Consider the following 21276-nt stretch of genomic DNA (forward strand, 5'->3'; position numbering starts at 1 on the left):
ACCTTCTTTTTCATCATACCCTTATTTTACCTTAATCTAATGTTTTTTAGTAGTAAAAAAACAAATAAACTGGTATACACCAGTTTATCTAATAAATCAAACTTGTTAGTTTCTATAAGCACTCTCATGCATAAATACACATTCAAATTTTTTCTTATTCAATTTATCAACTAACATATCACATTTACATAAAAATAGATAATATATATTTTTACCACAACCAAACAAAGTTTCAAAATTACCCTGACCCTTTGAAATAATTAAATCTGAATTTTCTATAATAGAATTACATTCCTGACTAACACAATTAATATCTGTACCAGGAATACCCGTCCCATTATCAACAATCATTCCATATTTATCAAGCCCTACATAATAAGCATCTTCTTTTGTTACATCATTATACACAGGTCTACCTCTTGTAATAATACTTATAGTAATATTAGGATATTGTTTCTTAATTTCCCTTATTAATACCTTATCTAATACTACTTCTCCTGCATTATCCAATAGATAACATAAATGAGTAGCCTTATTCAACTCATTTTTAAACTTCATATATACTTCATTATCTATTTGATGTTTTAAAGATTTTTCAATACTTTCCATTACCATACATTCATTAACATCTTCTAAAGCACCAAAATCAATAATATTACCTGCCATCGCATATTTTATGCTTTCTAATAAACCATCTTCACAATCATCTAATTTTCCATAAATACTTGCTTCCAATTTAAGAATTAAATCATTAAAATATTTTTTCTCTTCTACATATATATTAGTATCTATTCCATACTCTTCTTCAAGTATATCAAATAATTTTTCATTAATCGTCGGAGAACTTGATTTTCCATCTTCTTCACTGATAATTCTTAAAGACCTTTTTATAAATTCAAATTTTTTCTCTTCATCTTTAAAATAATAATTAGCCAGTTCAACGACCTTTTTTACCATACATGGTATACATTCAATACTTAAACGCAATTGCATCTCCTCTTTCTTTATAAAAATATTTCTTTGCTGTAGTAGACTTCTTTCATAATTAAATCTTAATAACTAGTCAATCTTATGTTAATTTGCTTTAACTACTTATTTAAATACTTATTAATTAATTAATAAGTACTTAAATGCGAGATGGCTACATATCTTGTTAGTTTAGTGGTCTAGACAAACCTGCACTTACTTAATTTTAACACAAATAAATTAGTAAACACAATAAAGGTCTTACTCTTACTCTAATTATGATAGAATATTATCAGTTTGTCTAAATATAAATTTGATTTTGGTATGAGATTTTTTTTATGTTTTCTCTAACATTATCTAAACAACATGCAAAAAAACCATAAAATCACTAGAGGATCAAATGGTTTTGTTTTATTTATATAATTTACAAGCGTATAATATTATCTCTTATTATTTAATTTTTAAAGAAGCTTTTATCTTAAAGTTATTTTTTTCTCAATATTTCCTTGATTTAGAAATACAATTTGATCTGCCAACACATTTGCATCTACTCTATCATGCGTAACAAATATAGATGTAATATTTGCTTCTTTTAATATTAATCTTAATTCATTTCTTATCTTCTGTTTTAAGTTTGTATCTAAATTACTAAACGGCTCGTCTAGTAGTAACAGTGCTGGATTGGGTGCTAATGCTCTAGCTAGAGCAATCCTTTGCTGTTGTCCACCACTTAGTTCATAAGGATAACGTTTTTTAATTTCTGGTAGATTGACGAGTTTTAGAAGTTCATTCACTCTTTCTATTTTATCTTTCTTATTCTTTCCTTTTAATCCATACATAATGTTTTTTTCTACTGTCATATGAGGAAATAATGCATAATCTTGAAACACAAAACCTATTCCTCTTTTTTCTGGTTCAATAAATTTTTCATTATCAAATACAATCTGATCATGAATTTTTATTTCACCACTACTTGGTATTTCTAAACCTGAAATAAGCCGTAATAAAGTACTTTTACCACTTCCACTTTGTCCTAATATCGCAACAATTTTTCCTTCTTTAATTTCTAAATCGAAATCCTTTATCACATGAGTATTTGTTGATTCATATGTGAAATTTAGTTTCTTAATATTAATAATCAACTCTTTTCCCGACCTTTCCCACAATTTTATTCAGAATATAGATAGATAATACACTTATCATAATAATCATCAAAGCAGGAATTGCAGCTTCATGAATCATTTCATCATTAGCGTATTCATAAGATTTTGTTGCTAATGTATTATAGTTAAATGGTCTTAAAATAAGTGTTAATGGTAATTCCTTTAATACATCAATAAATACTAATATGATTGAGCTAATAATAGAAGGCTTTAACATAGGGATATCGACTTTTAGAAACGTTTTAATTCGGTTCATTCCTAATGTCCTTGACGCCTCATGAAATGTATTGCCAATCTTATCAAATCCTGATTCAATAGAATTATAACCAATTGCCATATAACGAATGACATAGGCAAATAAAAGCATTATTAATGAAGAGGTTAAAACAAGTTTTTTTGTATCTGGATTAAAAAATTTATATAATGGATAAAAATTATTATCTACAGTTATAAATGACGTAATTACTGCAATTGCAATAACTGCTCCTGGAATTGAATAACCTAATGTTGTAATTCTTGTAATGATTTTTGATAGTCGTGTTTTAAATAAACGACTATAATTCCCAATAATTAATGCAAATAAGACAATAATAATCGTTGCAATCAAAGCATTAATGAATGTATTTAACGATAAAAATAAGTAACTAGTAAAATTAATTTTACGGATTGTGAGTAATCCCCAACTAAATAATTGAAGTGTTGGAATAATAAAACCTACTGCTAATACTATTAATCCATAACTAGTAGCAAGTAACGCTTTGATTCCCGTTAATCTAGTTCTTTTTATAGGTCTAATTTTTGTATTAGCATAACTATAGTTGGTTCTACCCCTTGAAAACCTTTCTAAAACCAACACAATTCCAACAATCATCATCAACAATACAGATAACCTTACCGCTGAAGTTACATCACCAAATGAAAACCAAGCGGTAAAAATCGCTGTACTAAATGTCTTAATCCCAAAATACTTAACAACCCCATAATCATTTAACACTTCTAATATAACTAAAATAACACCCCCTATGATAGAAGTTTTTAATATTGGTAACCCAATATAGATAAATGTCTCAAAAGGACTTCTTCCTAAAATCCTAGAGGATTCAATAAGAGCTGCTGATTGTTTTTCTAAAAAAGATTTCGATATAATATATATATAAGGAAACATAAACATAGTGAAAATAAAGATAGTTCCTTCCATTGTCATAATATCAAAATATTTAGGATTCACACTGATATTATTGGTTCTAAAAAAAACTTGAATACTTCCTGTATAACTAAATAAGCCGCCATACGTATAGGCTGCTATATATGGTGGAATTGATAACGGTAAAATAAGACTCCATTCTAACATTTTCCGTAAAGGAAAATCATAAACTGAAATCACCCATGCTAAACTCACCCCTATAATTGAGGTTAATAAAGCTGTTATACTAATTAAGTAAAGTGTGTTTTGGGTATATTCAGGTAGTAAATACGTCTTTATATGAAACCAAACATCATTTGGTTGTTCAAACACTTTGAATAAAATAGTGGTTGTTGGAAGAATGATTAGTAGTACAAATAATAAACTAATTAAAAACCAACCATTAAAATTTCTTTTTACCGACATAATTATCAACTCTTTTATTTACTTCCAATCAACTTCATTAAAGATTTCAACAGCTCTCTGATTGTTTTCACCTAATTGTGATAAATTAATATCTTGAGCCTTAAAATCTCCCCATGATTTTAATAATTCAGATGCTTCAACACTTGGATTCGCTGGATACTCATAATTAGCTTGTGCATATTGTGCTTGTGCTTTTTTACCTGATAAGTACTCTAGTAATTTAATCGCATTGTCTTTATTTTTTGCATGTTCAGTAACACCAGCACCACTGACATTAATATGAGTCCCTGTAGTTCCTTGATTAGGGAAATAAACGCCTACTTGTTCTCCAACTTTAACCTCTTCTGGGTCAGCTGAATTTAATAATTTACCTATATAATAAGTATTCATTATCGCAATGTCACCAATTCCTGCAACCACAGCTTTTGCTTGATCACGGTCATTTCCTTCTGGTGTTCTAGCCATATTATTGACAATACCCTGGGCCCAATTTTTAGCTTCTTCTTCACCATTTATCGCAATTAATGATGCTAATAACGACTGATTATATATATTTGATGATGAACGAACTAATATTTTACCTTTCCATTTATCACTTGATAAATCTTCATAAGTTGATAAATCTTCTGGATTAATTCTATCTTTTGCATAAACCATTACTCTTGCTCGAACAGTTAATCCATACCAATAATTTTCTGAATCTTGTAAGTTATCTGGAATATTAATTTCTAAAGTCTCACTTGAAATAGCTTGTAAAAGTCCTTTATCTTTCGCTCGATATAATCGTCCCGCATCAGCTACCACTAATAAATCAGCTTCTGTGTCTTTATCTTCTAATTGTAATCGGTTAATTAGTTCATCAGCAGATGCTTTTTGAACATTTACCTTTATCCCTGTATCTTTAGTAAATTCATCATATAATGCTTGATCGGTGTCATAATGTCTATCAGTATAAATATTAACAACTTCTTCTGTTGTTTTTTGTTCTAACTGACACCCTGTCATTAATAATACAGGCAAAAATATATATAGTACAAATGATAATTTCTTAAATGTAATTTTATTCATCTGTTTTCCTCCTCTAAATGATAATGATTATCAATTACGATACTAATATACAGATTTATTTTGGATTTGTCAACAAAAATAAATAATCTAATTTTGTATGGTTATCCATTTTTAGTTTTTACATTAGGTTTTATTTAATTCAATAAAAAAATAAATGCTTTATAAACATAAACTTACAAACATTTTTTATTCAATAGTCTCATTAGGTTCTAATAAATCCTTCCTTATAAATGTAATAAATTACCATTATTGAAACACTATTATTTCAGACACAATACACATTCATGAATATGAGTAAATAATTCACTAATAATAATAATATGTTTACTAATCAAAAATGAGGAAGATAATATGTTAAATTCAATATACACACAAATAACAATTGAATTAATCGGTGGATTTATCGCATTACTAATCAGTGTTAAAATAATCGGTAAAAGGCAAATATCACAAATTACTCCTTTTGACTTTATTTCAGCAATAGTTTTAGGAGAAATATTAGGTAATGCAGTTTACGATAAAGATACGAATATACTCCATATTTTTTATTCTCTTTTTTTATGGACAATATTATTATATATAATCGAAAAAATCTCTCAAAAGTCTATTAAATCCAGAGATATAATTCAGGGCACACCAACTTTTATAGTCAAAAAAGGTAAGTTTGATTTTAATAAAATTAAAAAAGAAGGACTAGATTTCGCTGAGGTATTATCACTATTTAGAGAAAAAGGTGTTTTTTCAATCCAAGATGTTGATTATGTTATTCTAGAATCCAGTGGTAAAATTTCCATCATCCAAAATACAGATGATTTAGCAAAATTAACACTTCCTGTTGTGTTAGATGGAAAAATAGTCAAAGAAAATTTAAACTATACAAATCATGATGAAAATTGGTTATTAGAAAAACTAGAAAAGTTTCAGATAAGCAATTTAAAACAAGTTTTATATGCTGAATGGAATGTCGATGATGATATCTATATCCAAAAAAAATCTGATGAATAAAAAAGAAACTGATATTATTATCAATTCTTTCACAATCTGAATTCACACCAAAATATATAATAACCATTAGATTAATCATAATATTATTTGTCAAATTATAGAAAAACCCATTCATTACCAAATGGTTGACTTAAAAATATAATATATCAAAAAAGAGGAAAGTGATACTTTCCTCTTTAACTTATCTATACATCATAACACACTTTGCTAGACCTCCAGTTGAGGTTTCACGATACTTACTATTAATATCTTTGCCGGTTTCAACCATCGTTGAGATTGCCATATCAAGTGTTATAATATGCTTTCCATCTGTTAATAACGCATATTTAGCTGCGTCAAAAGCACGTCTTGCTGCGATAGGATTTCGTTCTATACACGGTACTTGAACCAATCCATCTACTGGATCACATGTTAATCCCAAATGATGCTCAAGCCCAATTTCAGATGCATATTCAATTTGATAAATATCTCCACCTAGTAAATAGGCACAAGCCCCAGATGACATTGCACAAGCAGTTCCTATTTCAGCTTGACAGCCTGCTTCTGCTCCTGAAATCGAACCATTTTCTTTTATTAAATTTCCGATAATCCCACCTGTAGCTAAAGCTTTAACAATCTCCTCATCACTATACCCATAAAAAGATTGTAAACTATACATTAACCCTGGGACAGCTCCACTAGCACCACAAGTTGGGGCTGTGACAACCTTGTTACCAGAAGCATTTTGTTCAGATACTGCTTCACTACAAGCAAACATTAATGTTGTAAAATCATTATCAGCAATATATCTATCATAAAACATCTTCGCTCTTCTTCTAAATTTTAAAGAACCTGGTAAAATACCTTCTTCTTTTAAACCTTCTTCAACAGATGTCTTCATGACTTTCCAAATATCTCTTAAATAATCAAAAATCTCTTTACCTTCTGCATATTCTACATATTCGTGTATTTTTTTATTATTCGTTTGACACCAATCAAGTATTTCTTTCATTGAATTCAACTGATAGACCGCTTGATTTCCTTTTCTTTTTTCCCCTAATTCCATAATTTGACCACCACCAACGGAAAACACTAAATAAGAATCAAGTTCATTTCGATTTTTGTCTAACGCATAAAACTTCATTCCATTTGTATGATAGTCATATACCACTTCAGGTTTAAACACAACATTTGTTTTGTTTTCACCTAATGTTCTTAAGATAATCCAATCAGTTAAGTGACCCTTTCCTGTTGCAGCTAAACTTCCATATAACTCAACATAATAATTATCAACTGATAAATGCTTTGTCTTTTCTAAAAATCTTTTTGCAGCTTTATGAGGACCCATTGTATGAGAGCTGGATGGTCCAAAGCCTACTTTATACAATTCTTTTAAACTATCCATTGTAACCAATCTCCTATACTAATATATTGAACATAATATATCAAAATATACTCTAGATTTAATTGTGTTTCATATTATCCTATACCACTATAACACAAACAGTAAGCGCTTTCAACTATAATTTATAAAATATATTTTCTAAATTTATCCATGTAAAATTAATGAAAAATTTCACATGGAAGATATTTTATGTTATAATTAAACAATGTAAAGGAGATGGGGGATATGAAAAGTATTGTATCACAATTTTTTTTTCACATTGTTTCAAGAAACCAAGCACAACTTAATCGTTTATTAGATGAAAACTGCATTTATACTAATTTAAGTAAGTCAATATTAGGACGACAAAAAGTGATCAACTATATAAACAACCTACGTAACACTTACAACATAAATCGCATATCAATACTTAATTGTGTAAAGGACAGTAAAGATACTTTATTAGTTTCATATCATGTCATTACTGGTAAAGAGACTATGCCAGTTTATGGTTCAGCAGTTATACAAATAAACGAAAAAAAAATTGGTTATATTAAAAATTATATTGTTAAATAAAACAGTGGATATCATTCCACTGTTTTTAATTCTAACTTATATCTACCGCTTCATTTTTAATTTCATCATCAATCGTTAAATTGAATTCTCCAAAATAATTAAATACAATGTTAGCCTCAATTTTATCAATTCTTATATTTATCATAGGATCTTGTTCTTTAGCTTTTTTGATAATAGCGGAAACTGTATCGGTTAAATCTAAATCTATTTTTCTAATTAATTTTTCTTCTAAATCTAGATACACATGATAACTAACATCTTTTGTGAATTCAGACACCTCTTGTTCTGTTAGACTTAATTTTTTAAAGTCAGGTCCTAGTATAATTTTTATTAATTCCACTAAATCTTTAGTAAGTAGATACTCGGTCACTTTTTCACCACTACTTAAGGTCTCACTTCCTATTTTTTTAGAGGAATCATAATCGTTGATAACCTCGTAAAAAAAGCTATAATCAAGAATAACATCATCAATATCAGATATAGATAAAGTTTGTTTTTCCCATGAGCCATAATTGCGGACAAAATGCGTTGCACTTTCACCATGATATTGATAATACCCAGTTATGGTCTTATAACCCAAATTCTCTTGATATTCAATAATTCCTCCATCTTCAGATGTCATATCCAAGAACACAATGTAGGTAATATCCTTCTCTTTTCCATAACATACCTTTTCTATCTTCAACTTATAATAAAAATTGTTCTGCGTCTTCATATTTTTATAGATGTCTTCAAATGTTACTTCTTGACTAACTTCTTTTTTACAACCAGTTAAAATAATAAACAAAAAACTTAATGTGATTAATAAACTCTTTTTTAATAAATAGTTCATTTCATCCCCCTCAAAATTATAAATATTTACAACTCAACTTTCAACTCAAATATAACGTCACGAAGAGAAGCAGCTCTTTCAAAATCTAACTCTTTAGCTGCTTTCTTCATATCTTTTTCTAAATTAGCAATCATCCCTATTTTCTCTTCTTTTGTCATCTTTTTAATTGATTTTTCTTCATAATCAGTTTCTTCTGCAGCTTGTGTTGCTTTAATTAAATCCCTAATATCTTTTTTTATTGTTTGTGGTGTAATATTATGATGTTTATTATACTCATCCTGTATTTGACGACGACGATTTGTTTCTTCTATCGCTATTTTCATAGAATCGGTTATCTTATCCGCATACATAATTACTTTACCATTCACATTTCGTGCAGCACGTCCCGTTGTTTGTATTAATGAACGTTGACTTCTTAGGAATCCTTCCTTGTCTGCATCTAATATCGCAACTAGCGATACTTCTGGTAAATCTAATCCTTCACGTAATAAGTTAATTCCAACTAAGACATCATATTTACCAATTCGCAAATCACGAATTACTTCAATTCGTTCTAATGTTTTTACCTCAGAATGTAAATAGGCAACTTTAAATCCTACATCTTCAAAATAATCTGTTAGCTTTTCTGCCATCCTAATGGTTAGTGTCGTTACTAAAATACGTTCTTTTTTATCAATACGCTCTTTTATTTCATCGATTAAATCATCAATTTGCTGTTCTGTAGGTCTCACTTCAATAATTGGGTCTAGTAGACCTGTTGGTCTGATGATTTGTTGAACAACTTCTTTTACATGTGATAACTCATAATTACCAGGTGTTGCTGAAACATAAATCACCTGATTTATTTTGTTTTCAAACTCCTCAAATTTCAATGGTCTATTATCTAAAGCAGATGGTAATCGAAAACCAAAATCTACTAAGGTTGATTTTCTTGAACGGTCACCATTATACATCCCTCGAACTTGTGGTACAGATACATGTGATTCATCAATCACAAGTAACCAATCATCTTTAGGAAAGAAATCTAGCAAGGTATAAGGTGTTTCACCAGATTGTCTTCCTGTTAAATGACGAGAATAGTTTTCAATCCCAGAACAAAATCCCATTTCTTTCATCATTTCAACATCATAGTTTGTCCTTTGTTCAAGACGCTGTGCTTCAAGTAAATGATCGTTATCTCGTAATTCTTTTAATCGCTCTTCTAACTCTTGCTTTATTGCACTGATAGCTCTTTTTAATTTATCTTCACTCGTAACGAAATGTGACGCAGGGAAGATGGCTACATGTGTCCGTTCACCTATAATTTCACCTGTGACAATATCAACTTCACGTATTCTGTCTATTTCATCTCCGAAAAATTCAACCCTAATACAATTATTTTCGTGAGATGCTGGAATTATTTCAACCACATCCCCCCTTACTCGAAATGTAGCACGGTGAAAATCTAAATCATTTCTTTCATATTGAATCCTTACTAATTCACTTAACAATTTATTACGATCCATTTCTAAACCAGTCCGAATGGATACTACCATATTACTGTACTCTTCTGGATCTCCTAATCCATAGATACAAGATACCGATGCGACAATAATAACATCACGTCTTTCAAATAAAGCCATAGTTGCACTATGTCGTAATTTATCTATCTCATCATTAATACTGGCATCTTTTTCGATATATGTATCACTTGAAGGTACATAAGCTTCTGGTTGATAATAATCATAATAACTCACAAAGTATTCTACTGCATTATTTGGGAAAAACTCTTTTAGTTCTGAATAAAGTTGTCCCGCTAATGTTTTATTATGAGCTAAAACTAAAGTTGGCTTATTTATTTGATTGATTACATTGGATATTGTATATGTTTTACCAGTCCCTGTTGCACCCAATAAGATTTGTTCTTTTTTCCCTTTAACAATTCCTTCTACTAATTTTTCAATCGCTTTCGGTTGATCTCCTGTAGGTTTATATTTCGACACAAGTTCGAATTTTCTAGATTGCATTACATCACCTCGATATACATACTACTTTATTAATTATAACATTTTTAATGAATATTGTTAACAATTTAACTAAGTATAATTGTAAAATATTTATTTTGATACTGTTTTTATTAATTATGACAAAATCTACTGTTTTAAAATATTTCATTATTATTTTCGTCATTCATTTCCTACAATTTATTATCATTTTTTTATTATTTTCTTCTAACAGTTTTATATACAAAATTCTCTTTTTTTCAATATCTAATATTTAGATGTAAAAAAACCAGTACTGATCATACAGAACTGGTTTTTTGATAATATTTATTTTATTATTGATTTATAATATAATCTAATGCTTTTTGATATTGATCATCATAATTTTTATCAGTAATATAATTTATAATATCTAAATTTAAATAATAAGCTGTTCTATCATCTACTACACCCGTTTGATCAAGTCCTTTCATAGCTTGATAAGCTAATACTGCGTTTTTGGTATCATTATCAAAATAACCATCTATACGTGTTGTAGATAATTCTTTATGATTCAAAAAAGTTTGTACATCTTTTATTTCTTCATTAACATGGTCAAAACTAATCTCTTGAGATGAATCTATATAAGAAATACCCGCATATTTTGTCTGTTCAACCTCAATTGTTGGTTCTACACCAATATGATGAATCCACTCTTTATTCGGTGTCAACCAGATATGAGTTGTTAATTTAACCATTTGAGTTTTTTCAATATTTATAGGAAATGAACTTTGCATAGTTCCTTTACCAAAAGTTGTTTTTCCGATTAACTGATAATTACCGATTTCATGCATGGTTGCTGCGAATACTTCCGCAGCTGATGCACTGTTTTCATTCATTAATACAACAATATTGTAGTAAATTTCATGATTATCATCATCTAGATAATAAAGGGTTTGTTCCTTGTCTTTTGATTCAGAATACATAAAAGGACGATCCGTATTTATATAATAATCTAAAACTTCCTTTACAGTAGTAACCAATCCACCAGGATTATCTCTCACATCAATAATTAAATCGTCTAGATTTTGATCTTCTAAATGACTCATCGCTGCTAAAAGTTCTCCATAAGTAGGCGCCATAAAAGAACTAATCAATAAATAACCAATCCTATGATTATCTACTATCTGAAAATCATAATTAATTGTTTTCAAATTAATCAAATCTATTGTCACATTAATATTACTTACCACATTTGAATTATCTGAATATACACCGAGTGTTCTTGTAGTTCCTTTTTCACCTTTAATTAATTCTGCAACCTCAGTAATCGTTTTATTTTCTATATCAATACCATCAACTGTTTTAATCGTGTCTCCCTTTTGTAAACCTGCAATATCTGCTGGTGAACCTTCAATCACATTAAAAATTAATGGATAATGCCCATTTAGTGTTACAGATATACCAATCCCATACATCATTTCTTTTAATCGATTGGTATGCTCTATGTACGCCTCTTCAGATAAATAAGTTGAATATGGATCATCTAGTGACTCTACCATTCCATTTAAAGCACCCTCAGTTAATAAATCATCATTTTGGTAATAATAAGATTTTTCTCTTATCACTTCAGATAAATAGTCTTCAACCCTTTCAACAGGTTCAACGGAATTATTAATGGTAGCCGTCGTGGACTCTTGATGTTTAATAAATTTATCACTTAAAGTTGTTCCTAATATACCTAAAATAATCCCTAAAGAAACAAGTAACCCCCCAATAATAATATTGGTTTTTTTATTCATACTTTTATCCACCTTAATTTTTTATTCTATGTTTTAAATACTCATTAATGAAAAAATCAATATTTCCATCCATCACCGATTGAATATTACCCATTTCTGCACTGGTTCTATGATCTTTAACAAGAGAATAAGGATGAAAAACATACGAACGAATTTGACTTCCCCAACCAATTTCTTTATATTCTCCACGAAGATTTTGTAATTCTTCTTGTTGTTTTTGTAATTCGTGTTGATATAATTTTGTTTTCAACATTTTCATCGCTGTTTCACGATTAGCGATTTGACTTCTACCATTTTGACAAGTAACTACAATTCCAGTTGGTAAATGGGTTATTCGAATGGCAGAATCCGTAGTATTAACGTGTTGCCCACCAGCTCCACTAGAACGATAAGTATCTATTTTTAAATCATCACTTTTAATGTCAATTTCGACCTCTTCATCTAATTCTGGCATCACGTCAACTGAAGCAAATGAAGTATGTCTTCTACCAGAAGAATCAAAAGGTGAAATTCTCACTAAGCGATGAACCCCTTTTTCAGCCTTCAAATAACCATATGCATTGGTTCCTTTAATTAGAAGTGTGACACTTTTTATTCCTGCTTCTTCACCAGGCAAATAATCTAAAATCTCGACTTTAAAATCTTTATCCTCTGCATAACGTGTATACATTCTAAGTAACATTTCTCCCCAATCCTGACTTTCTGTTCCACCAGCACCAGGATGAATCTCTAAAATCGCATTTTTTTGATCATATATTTCAGATAATAATAATTCAATCTCAAATTGATTAATATCTTTATGTAATTGTTTAACCATTGATGACATTTCTTTTATCAGTGTCTCATCATTAAAATCTTCAATTAAATCAATTCCTACCTCAACATCTTCAATCCGTGATTTTATATCATCCAAAGTTGATATTTGATTTTTTAAATAATTATTTCTATCAATTACCTTTTTTGCTTCTCTTTGATTGCTCCAAAAATTAGCTTCATTCATCACTTCATTCAATTGTTTCATTTCTTTATCAATTGCATCTTGATCTATATATTGATTTAAATCTTTAAAATGATCATTAATTTCTTTTAATAATTGCTTGATTTCTAATAAATCCATCATATCATCCTGCCTTTTTATACAAATTGACCCTTGATACACCAAGGGTCATTTTTATTAAGAACCACAACATTGTTTATATTTTTTGCCACTTCCACATGGACATGGATCGTTACGATTAACCTTTTGCTTACGAACAGGTTGTTTTTTCGCAGTTGTATCTTCTTTTCCTGATTTAGCCGCAACTGGTTTAGCTACTTCCTCACGTTGTAAGTTATCTTGCACTTGCGCTCTAATAATATATTTTAATACATCTTCATTAATTGAAGCGACCATATTTGTAAATAACTCAAACCCTTCTTGTTGATATTGAATAAGAGGGTTATTTTGTCCATAGGCAACAAGACCAATACTTTGACGTAAACCATCCATTATATCTATATGATCCATCCATTTCATATCAACAATTCTTAAAACAATTACTTTCAAGAATTCATGGAATACTTCTGGTTCATAGATTTCTTCTTTTTTATTTAATATTTTAAATGCTTTTTGATTAAAGAATTCATTTAAATCATTCTTACTTAAATCTTTTACTTCATCTAATTTAATTGAATTAGGTCCAAAAATATTCGTATTAAAATAATTAACTAAATTTTTAATACCTTCTTTTTCAGCCTCAACATCTTTAGAATTATCAAATAGAACATAACGGCTTACAACATTATCAACTGCATCACGGAACATATTTTCAACAATTGGTTTTATATCATCAAGTGTTAATATTTGATAACGTTGACTATATATTATTTCTCTTTGTTGTCCTATTACTTCATCATATTGTAGTAAAGTCTTACGACTATCGAAGTTATTTCCTTCCACGCGTTTTTGAGCAGACTCAACTGAACGACTAATTAATTTATGTTCAATCGCTTGGTCATCTTTCAGTCCTAAACGACCTAACGTATTTTGTAATCTTTCAGAACCAAATCTTCGTAATAAGTCATCTTGTAATGACAAATAAAATCTTGAATACCCTGGATCCCCTTGACGACCTGAACGTCCACGTAACTGATTATCAATACGACGTGATTCATGACGTTCTGTACCAATAACTGCTAAACCGCCTAGTTCTATAACACCCTCGCCTAATTTGATATCAGTTCCACGTCCAGCCATGTTTGTCGCAATCGTTACAGCACCTTTTTGTCCTGCTTGAAGGATAATTTCTGCTTCACGCTCATGATTTTTTGCATTTAATACATTATGTTTAATCCCTTTTTTACGTAAATAATTAGAGATAAGTTCTGAGGTTTCAACGGCAACAGTACCAATCAATAATGGTTGACCTTTTTGATGTCTTTCAGCAACATCTTTTGTTATTGCTTTAAATTTTGCATCCATTGTCGCATAAATAAAATCATTTGCATCATCACGAATGACTGGTTCATTCGTTGGTACTTCTACTACATACATATTGTATATATTAATAAACTCTTCTTCTTCCGTTTTTGCTGTTCCAGTCATACCAGACAATTTATTATACATACGGAAGAAATTTTGGAAAGTAATCGTTGCTAGAGTTGCTGTTTCTTCTTTAATTTTTACCCCTTCTTTAGCCTCTACCGCTTGGTGCAATCCTTCACTCCATTGTCTTCCATGCATTAAACGACCTGTAAATGGGTCTACAATTATAACTTCACCTTCTTGAACAACATAATCTATATTATTTTGCATGACAACATTTGCCTTCAAGGCATTATTAATATGATGCACTAATACAGCATGCTGAACATCAAAAAGATTTGTTAAATTAAATGCTCTTTCTGCTTTTTCAATTCCTAATTCTGATAATTGAACATTTCTCGTTTTAATATCATGATCATAGTCTTCTGGTGTTAAACTATTTACAAACATATCCGCTTGACGATATAAATTCGCATTCCTTTTTTTACCACCAGAAATAATAAGTGGTGTTCTCGCCTCATCAATTAAAATTGAATCGACTTCATCTATAATCGCAAAGTTCAACGGTCTTAAAACCATTTCTTTTTTATAAATAACCATATTATCACGCAAATAATCAAATCCTAATTCATTATTTGTCGTGTAGGTAACATCACAACTAAACGCTTTACGTTTTTCTTCTTTTGTCATCGAATTTATATTTAATCCGACTGACAATCCTAACCAATTCAATAATATACCCATTTCATGAGCATCACGTCCAGCTAAGTATTCATTAACGGTTACAATGTGTACCCCTTTACCTTGTAATCCATTTAAATATGCTGGCATCGTTGAAGTTAATGTCTTACCTTCACCAGTTTTCATTTCTGCTACATTACCATAATGAATAACTAAAGCACCAATAATTTGGACATAAAATGGTGTCATATGCAATACTCGAGTAGCCGATTCTCTTACAACCGCAAATGCTTCAACTAAAATATCATCTAAAGTTTCTCCATTTTTTAAGCGGTTACGAAATTCTTCAGTTTTATTTTGAAGCTGTTCATCTGTCAATTGTCGCATATCATTTTCAAGTTCTACGACTTTATCAGCTATTTTTTCTAATCTTTTCATTTCTTTATATCCCGAATCAAATATCTTCTTTAATAAACCAGCCATGATTTCACTCCTTTTAATTTGATACGATATACTCTAGTTAGATATTTTTCTATCACCTTATATAATAACACTTTTATATACTATTACACAAGTTAAATAAATGACATTTTTTTTATTTGTATAATTATTTAGTAACTATCCTTTATTATGTGATAATTTTTAGTATATATATTTATTTTTTGTTTTCTAAATAAAAAAGATAGTAATACTATCTTTGATACTACTAATTATCTTTTTTACTATATTATTTCTATTAAATTTTTTATTAAATTAGCTTCAGATCCTGATTCAAATAATTGTTGATCTTTAATTAATTTACCAGATTTATTAAAATACTTAGATAACATCTCAATTGCATGATTTAACCATTCATAAAAAGAAGAATACACTTTAACAGTTTCAAATGAGAGCTTCTTCATAACATAAACTTTATCTTGTTCACCTTTTTTAAAAAATAAATCAAATTCTTTTTTATAAGAAGCAAACTTTAAATAACCTTTTAGAGTATACTCTTCAAGATTCTCAATAATAATATCAAACGGTTGAAAAAAACGATCAAAATGTCTGTAATCTCGATTATTTCTTAGTCCAAAAATTGAGACGTTCAAACTAAAAATATCCATGCCATTACAACTTAATAAAAAATCAACGAAATTATCCGGTAGAGTAAATTTCAAAGCGGATTCAATTTTTTCGATATCTAAAGTATTTAAGGGTGAATATATTTTGTGTAAATACCCTAACGGAGAAACATGTGGAACTTGACATATTAAAAGCGTTCCATTTTGAAGAATGGCATTATCCTTACAATCCCACTTCTTTAATTGATAAATAATCTTATTTAATCTAGCATCCATACCTGTCCTCCTATTACTATTATATCAAAAAAATTAAATTATAATTGAAAAATATAAAAAGTAATAGTTTTACTATCATATGTGACAATATATGGATTAATTTATATGAAAAATAGGTTTAATTATACTTCCGCTTTGACTTGGTTTGATTTCTAACTTGACATCGATTCTTTCTTTTAATTCTTGAACATGAGAAATAATCCCTACTAATCGTCCACTCTTTTGAATATTAACAAGCATAGAAATCGCTTGTTCTAAACTCTCTGGATCTAGTGAACCGAATCCTTCATCAATAAAAATTGTATCTAACTGAATCCCCCCTGAATAACTCTGTACTACATCTGCTAAGCCTAACGCTAATGAAAGCGAAGCAATAAAAGCTTCTCCTCCAGATAAGGTCTTAACCAAACGGCTTTTACTTGTATAGTTATCCACAACTTCTAAATCCAACCCTTGTTGTCCTCTACCTTTTCCTTTTTCTTCCTTTCGACATAAGAAATAACGATTATTTGTCATCTCTCCTAAACGATTATTCGCTGCTTGAATGATTTCATCAAAGTAAGCTGCAAGTACATACCTTTCAAATGTTAATTTCTGTGGATTATCACCATTTGCAGCTTTGGAAATATCACTTAATACTTCATATTCCATCAATTGACTTTTCATTTTTTTATATAAAGATTTTATATCTTTATAAATTTTATTATTGTTTTGAATCATTAATAGCAATTCTTTTTCATTATTTCTTAACTGATTAAGTTCCTCTTTTACCTGGTTTTGTTTTTCAATTAATGTCTCAATATCTATTATTTTATTTTCTTTCAAAACTTCTTTTAAATCATTTAAAGTTTTATCAACATAACTAACCTCATTATAATAGTCTCTTATTTCATTTTCAAAATCCTTTAATTCTTCTGCATTAAATAGATAACCTCGATATTCATCAAGACTAGTAAAATGATAAACTGCTAACTTCTCCCTAAATTTCTTATCTTCTCCTTCTAATGATTCTTGATAATCAACTATTGCTTTACGTAAATTTGTTAGATTTGTTTCAAGCACTAACAATGCATCTCTTTGTTCTTCTCTTTTATTAAAAACCAATTGAAAATCTTGAGTGATTTTTTCTATCTCAGTTTCTAATTGTTTAATTTCAAGTATTAGTGATGATTTGTTCGGATAATCTTTAATTATTGTTTCTTTGTATCTATTAATTGTTTCTAACTTTACATGATATTGTTTATCAAATTCACTAAAGGATTGATTAATCATTCTAAGCTCATCTTCCATTTGATTTTTATTTTCTCTGTTTTTTTCTATCTCATTTTCTATTTCACTGTTTTTTTCCAGATTAACTTCAAGTTTTTTTATGACATGATTGAGATGATCTAGATGACTTCTATCTTGGTCTAGCAACTCTTTTGAATTACTAATCTGATTTAATAAATCAAAATTATCTGATTGGTCTTCACTTAATTGATTCACTAACTTCTTCTTATCAATTATTCCGTTATTAAGACTAAAAACTTCTGAATAACATTCATTCATAAGTTTTTCTTTTTGTTCAAAAATCCTCTTTAAATCATCTAACTCCTTCGTTGTTGGTACATTTTCAAATAACATTGCTTTCTTAGGATGGTGGGTAGATCCACAAACTGGACAGGGTTCATTGTTTTTTAAATCATGTGCTAATATTCCTGCTTGCCCTAACAAATAATACTCAAACTTGTTCGCATATTCATTACGACTTTTTTGATAATCTAAATGCTTTTGTTGATAGTTTTCACTTAATTTTCGATGTTTTTCTTGTAAATTAATTAGATCATTTAATACTGATAATAAAAATTCTCTATTTTTCATTTGATTCTTGATTGAATCTTGTTTTAATCTATAATCACTTAACTGTTGGTTAAGCTCTTGATGTGATTCTAATGATTCACTTAAATATGATATATTTTTATTAGTTTCCGTAATATTTTTTTCTTTTCTCTCAATTAGATTTTTTAATTCTTCTCGCTTATTTTCAATTTTTTTTAAGTCTTTTACTTTTTCATCATAATCTTGATACTTTGATAACTTATCTTTCAATTTAAATAAACATTCATTCAATTGTTTTACTTCATTTAATGCTTTTTGTTTTGTTTCAAGTAATTCATTTAATTCTAATAATCCTTTTTGTTTCTCTTTTTCTTCTATTAATACACTTTTTTCTTTTTCACTTAAATTCTTTAAAGAATCATTAATCTTATTGATTTGTTCCTCAATTTGATACACAACTTGTGCATAACCAGCTTTTTTAACCTTAATTTCCAATTTCCCAATTTCATTTTTCTTCTCTTGAAGTTGATTCTTTAATAACTTTAATTCTTTTTCTTTAGAGAACTTCTCATTAAGCATTTGTCCTTGCTGAATAGCTTCTGATAACTGATAAATTTCTTCTTCTTTCTTTTTTAAATTCTGTACCAATTTATCTAATGATTTCTCATCAATATTTATTCTCTCATTAAGTAATAACATGATTGATTCATAGTCTTTATAGGTAGCGTTAACACTTGATGCTAACGGGCTTTCAGCATCATAGACAATATGACTAATGTAATTATCTAGTAATTTATATACATCACCAATCTCATTTTTTAATTGACTGGTCTTGAATTTTAATTGTTCTTGAATAACTAAAAAATCTTCAGTTTTAAATAAATTTCTAAAAATCAATTCGCGTTCTTGACTATTTGCTTCTAATAATCTACGAAATTCGCCTTGAGGTAACATAACAATTTGTTTAAATTGATGATGATTAATCCCTATTATCTCCTGTATTTGATTATTTACTTCTGTAACACCTGTATAGGTTTTTCCATTTTCAATCTCTAATATTGCCTCAGCCTGTTTAGTAGTTGTCCCCTCTCCTCTTATCTTTCTTTTTTCTTGTTTGGGACTTCTTTTCACTAAATAATTAATCCCTTTTAATTGAAATTGTAAAGAAACATAAGTTTCATCATCGACTGATGCAAAATCACTACGAAAACTATCCGCATCCCGACTATTACCACTCGCATTTCCAAATAAAGCATAACTAATCGCATCAAATACAGATGTCTTTCCTGCTCCTGTAGGTCCTGTAATTAAGAATAGTTTCCGATCGTTAAAATGAGAAAACTCAATTGTTTGTTCATCCTTGTAAGGACCAAATGCACACATTGATAATCGTACTAATCGCATACTTGTCCATCTCCTTTAATGACCTCATCAACAACAGACTTAAATACAGTTTTTCTCTTTTCATCCAGATTTTGACAAACAACATTTGTATAAAACTCTTCAAAAAGATCTAATTTACTCTTTCTTTTAAAATCGCTTGATGCTTTTGTTTGACTATTTACATTTGTGATTAAATGGTTTCTTTGAATTTGCATTAGATTTGGATATATCGCACGTAAACTCGATAATGGGTCATATAAATCAGTGGTATCTGTTAATTTCGCTAAAATATAACTTGAGCAATCAATCTTTTGATAATAAGCAGGACTAATTAATGTATTTAATTTTCCCTCAATCACAATCATGTCTTTTTTAGGTGTCAAAACAACTTGTCGATAATTATAATTTCCTTTTTCTTTTAACTCTGCTACGACAACACCTTTTTTACGATTTACTTCCGAAAATGAATATTTTAAAAGCGAGCCACTATAACGAACATAATCTTCTTTTACTTTTTGTCCTTGATGTAGATGTCCTAAAGCCACATAATCAAAATCCTCTACAAGTGATACATCAATATATTCTGTACCACCTACTGATAAACTTCTTTCTGATTCTGATAATAGAACATCATCCATACTCGAAATTAAATAATTATGTGTAATCAATATGTTTCTTTCATTAAAATTCATATCTTCTTTTAATTTGTTTATTAACACTTTAAAAGCATCTTGATGGTCTAAAACAGTTTCTTCTTCAAAGACATTTCGTATGATAGCTGGATGGGCATAAGGTAACATATAAAAATTGACTAATCCATAGGAATCTTCTAATGTAACTTTCTTAATATTAGGGGTAATTACTCCTTCAATATATAATTTTTTATGTTCTAGTAACCTATTTCCGAAACTAAGCCGTTCATGACTATCATGATTTCCTGAAACAATTAACGTAGGAATTTTATAATCTTCAATCAATCTTGTTAATGTATTGTCTAATAACTCAACTGCTTCTTTAGGTGGTATTGAACGGTCATAAATATCTCCTGATATAATGATAACGTCTGGTTTTTCATCTGAAATAATATCAAAAAATTGATCTAAAATATATTTTTGGTCGTTTAACATCGAGAAATCATTTATAATTTTTCCGATGTGCCAATCACCAGTATGTAATATTTTCATA

15 protein-coding genes are annotated in these 21276 nt (G+C 28.9%); 2 read left to right on the forward strand and 13 right to left on the reverse strand.

From position 1 onward, the window contains the following. Positions 1-105 precede the first annotated feature (105 nt). The 4 genes from KHQ81_12685 to KHQ81_12700 all read right to left on the reverse strand — a co-directional run bounded on the left by KHQ81_12685 (position 106) and on the right by KHQ81_12700 (position 4806). Positions 106-987, reverse strand: coding sequence for a DUF89 family protein (locus KHQ81_12685; GenBank protein QVK17688.1), 882 nt, complete (start codon positions 985-987; stop codon positions 106-108). 452 nt (positions 988-1439) lie between these two features. Continuing rightward, positions 1440-2108, reverse strand: coding sequence for an ABC transporter ATP-binding protein (locus tag KHQ81_12690; GenBank protein QVK17689.1), 669 nt, complete (start codon positions 2106-2108; stop codon positions 1440-1442). Continuing rightward, positions 2098-3738, reverse strand: a complete 1641-nt coding sequence (locus tag KHQ81_12695) for an iron ABC transporter permease (GenBank protein ID QVK17690.1) — start codon at positions 3736-3738, stop codon at positions 2098-2100. Before KHQ81_12695 ends, KHQ81_12690 begins: the two co-directional genes overlap by 11 nt. A gap of 18 nt (positions 3739-3756) precedes the next feature. Next, positions 3757-4806 (reverse strand): Fe(3+) ABC transporter substrate-binding protein, encoded by a 1050-nt coding sequence (locus KHQ81_12700; GenBank protein QVK17691.1) that lies wholly within the window; start codon positions 4804-4806, stop codon positions 3757-3759. 351 nt (positions 4807-5157) lie between these two features. Here KHQ81_12700 and KHQ81_12705 point away from each other — a divergent pair, with 351 nt between their 5' ends. Continuing rightward, a complete protein-coding gene (locus KHQ81_12705; GenBank protein QVK17692.1) occupies positions 5158-5811 on the forward strand; it encodes a DUF421 domain-containing protein in 654 nt (217 codons plus the stop codon). 181 nt (positions 5812-5992) lie between these two features. Here KHQ81_12705 and KHQ81_12710 read toward each other — a convergent pair whose 3' ends face one another. Then, the gene (locus KHQ81_12710; protein QVK17693.1) at positions 5993-7195 is read right to left on the reverse strand and encodes an L-serine ammonia-lyase; all 1203 of its coding nucleotides are present in this window, start codon (positions 7193-7195) and stop codon (positions 5993-5995) included. A 225-nt stretch (positions 7196-7420) separates the two neighbouring features. Here KHQ81_12710 and KHQ81_12715 point away from each other — a divergent pair, with 225 nt between their 5' ends. Beyond that, entirely contained in the window at positions 7421-7750 is a 330-nt protein-coding gene (locus KHQ81_12715) for a hypothetical protein (protein ID QVK17694.1), read from the forward strand. A 31-nt stretch (positions 7751-7781) separates the two neighbouring features. Here KHQ81_12715 and KHQ81_12720 read toward each other — a convergent pair whose 3' ends face one another. The 8 genes from KHQ81_12720 to KHQ81_12755 all read right to left on the reverse strand — a co-directional run bounded on the left by KHQ81_12720 (position 7782) and on the right by KHQ81_12755 (position 21275). Then, the gene (locus tag KHQ81_12720; GenBank protein QVK17695.1) at positions 7782-8582 is read right to left on the reverse strand and encodes a hypothetical protein; all 801 of its coding nucleotides are present in this window, start codon (positions 8580-8582) and stop codon (positions 7782-7784) included. Between the two features lie 26 nt (positions 8583-8608). Further along, a complete protein-coding gene (gene uvrB / locus KHQ81_12725) occupies positions 8609-10588 on the reverse strand; it encodes an excinuclease ABC subunit UvrB (GenBank protein QVK17696.1) in 1980 nt (659 codons plus the stop codon). Between the two features lie 311 nt (positions 10589-10899). After that, positions 10900-12345 (reverse strand): S41 family peptidase, encoded by a 1446-nt coding sequence (locus tag KHQ81_12730; GenBank protein ID QVK17697.1) that lies wholly within the window; start codon positions 12343-12345, stop codon positions 10900-10902. Between the two features lie 13 nt (positions 12346-12358). Continuing rightward, positions 12359-13462, reverse strand: coding sequence for a peptide chain release factor 2 (gene prfB, locus KHQ81_12735; GenBank protein ID QVK17698.1), 1104 nt, complete (start codon positions 13460-13462; stop codon positions 12359-12361). 57 nt (positions 13463-13519) lie between these two features. Further along, a complete protein-coding gene (gene secA, locus KHQ81_12740) occupies positions 13520-16033 on the reverse strand; it encodes a preprotein translocase subunit SecA (GenBank protein ID QVK17699.1) in 2514 nt (837 codons plus the stop codon). Positions 16034-16272: 239 nt separating this feature from the next. Then, complete coding sequence (locus KHQ81_12745) at positions 16273-16890, reverse strand: SMI1/KNR4 family protein (protein QVK17700.1); 618 nt, start codon at positions 16888-16890, stop codon at positions 16273-16275. Between the two features lie 96 nt (positions 16891-16986). After that, positions 16987-20112, reverse strand: a complete 3126-nt coding sequence (locus KHQ81_12750) for an SMC family ATPase (protein QVK17701.1) — start codon at positions 20110-20112, stop codon at positions 16987-16989. Then, positions 20103-21275, reverse strand: a complete 1173-nt coding sequence (locus tag KHQ81_12755; GenBank protein ID QVK17702.1) for an exonuclease SbcCD subunit D — start codon at positions 21273-21275, stop codon at positions 20103-20105. The genes KHQ81_12750 and KHQ81_12755 overlap by 10 nt, the downstream gene beginning before the upstream one ends. Between the last annotated feature and the right edge of the window lies 1 nt (position 21276).

The organism is Mycoplasmatota bacterium, from assembly GCA_018394295.1.
Classification (GTDB): Bacteria; Bacillota_I; Bacilli_A; order Haloplasmatales; family Haloplasmataceae; genus JAENYC01.

Excerpts from the sequence above, each read along its gene's own strand:
- KHQ81_12745 (QVK17700.1), bottom strand. The coding sequence starts at position 16,890 with ATGGATGCTAGATTAAATAAGATTATTTATCAATTAAAGAAGTGGGAT.
- secA (QVK17699.1), bottom strand. The coding sequence starts at position 16,033 with ATGGCTGGTTTATTAAAGAAGATATTTGATTCGGGATATAAAGAAATG.
- KHQ81_12755 (QVK17702.1), bottom strand. The coding sequence starts at position 21,275 with ATGAAAATATTACATACTGGTGATTGGCACATCGGAAAAATTATAAAT.
- uvrB (QVK17696.1), bottom strand. The coding sequence starts at position 10,588 with ATGCAATCTAGAAAATTCGAACTTGTGTCGAAATATAAACCTACAGGA.
- KHQ81_12710 (QVK17693.1), bottom strand. The coding sequence starts at position 7,195 with ATGGATAGTTTAAAAGAATTGTATAAAGTAGGCTTTGGACCATCCAGC.
- KHQ81_12700 (QVK17691.1), bottom strand. The coding sequence starts at position 4,806 with ATGAATAAAATTACATTTAAGAAATTATCATTTGTACTATATATATTT.
- KHQ81_12705 (QVK17692.1), top strand. The coding sequence starts at position 5,158 with ATGTTAAATTCAATATACACACAAATAACAATTGAATTAATCGGTGGA.
- KHQ81_12715 (QVK17694.1), top strand. The coding sequence starts at position 7,421 with ATGAAAAGTATTGTATCACAATTTTTTTTTCACATTGTTTCAAGAAAC.
- KHQ81_12695 (QVK17690.1), bottom strand. The coding sequence starts at position 3,738 with ATGTCGGTAAAAAGAAATTTTAATGGTTGGTTTTTAATTAGTTTATTA.
- prfB (QVK17698.1), bottom strand. The coding sequence starts at position 13,462 with ATGGATTTATTAGAAATCAAGCAATTATTAAAAGAAATTAATGATCAT.
- KHQ81_12750 (QVK17701.1), bottom strand. The coding sequence starts at position 20,112 with ATGCGATTAGTACGATTATCAATGTGTGCATTTGGTCCTTACAAGGAT.
- KHQ81_12730 (QVK17697.1), bottom strand. The coding sequence starts at position 12,345 with ATGAATAAAAAAACCAATATTATTATTGGGGGGTTACTTGTTTCTTTA.
- KHQ81_12720 (QVK17695.1), bottom strand. The coding sequence starts at position 8,582 with ATGAACTATTTATTAAAAAAGAGTTTATTAATCACATTAAGTTTTTTG.